Genomic DNA, 717 nt, shown 5'->3' on the forward strand with positions numbered 1-717 from the left:
CGACGAGGCCACCCATCACGGCATGCAGACCAGCCTTGGCGACACTGCCGTCTTGTAAATCCCATTTGCCTGGTAGGCTTTGGTCACCAATCCAGTTGAACCCCGCCGCCATGAAGGTATTGGCCAGAGTGCTCTGCAGGGCATCGCTGAAGCTGCCCTCCTGGCCGAGAGCTTTGTTCAGCAACGCCGAGGTACCGTTCTGCAATGCCTGGTTGGCGGCGAACTGCCCTACACCAGCCCAGGTGTTCAGGCCGGCACCCGCCACTGTGCCGCTGTTGGCCAATACGCCGGTATTGCCCATCGCACTCCCTGCACTGTTGGCCGCCGTATCCGTTCCCGTCCAACCGTCATACACCCCCGCCGTCAGGCCCGCCGTGATGCCGCTAACGACATAACCTTTCAATGCATCGCTGGACGTCACGTCCTTGAGTACCGCGCCCAGGTCACCACGGTTGTTAATCACACTGATGGCGCCGGTGGTTGCTGCCGATGTGGCGACCGCTCCAGTGGCGGCACCACCAATACCGCCAGCGGCCATTGGTCCCACTACCGCCGCCATGACGATGGCTATCACCAGTTGTGCCGCTACGCCCAACCCCGAACTGCTGTACTTGAAGCTGTCGTGCACTTCCTTCACGCGCTGCCAGTCGATATCACCGCGCTGTTCCATCTCCTTCAACCAGGCCAGTTCGGGGTCGGCCTGGACCATCGCCTCGA

General features: G+C 61.8%; 1 protein-coding gene. It reads right to left on the bottom strand.

Annotation, left to right across the window (positions count from 1 at the left end; all coding sequences use genetic code 11):
• Window positions 1–670, bottom strand: a 670-nt coding sequence (locus tag DNJ95_RS19130) for a DUF637 domain-containing protein (RefSeq protein ID WP_476756063.1), incomplete at its 3' end; no start/stop codon positions are given.
• Window positions 671–717 lie beyond the last annotated feature (47 nt).

It is taken from the genome of Stutzerimonas kirkiae (genome assembly GCF_004327335.1).
Classification (GTDB): Bacteria; Pseudomonadota; Gammaproteobacteria; order Pseudomonadales; family Pseudomonadaceae; genus Stutzerimonas; species Stutzerimonas kirkiae.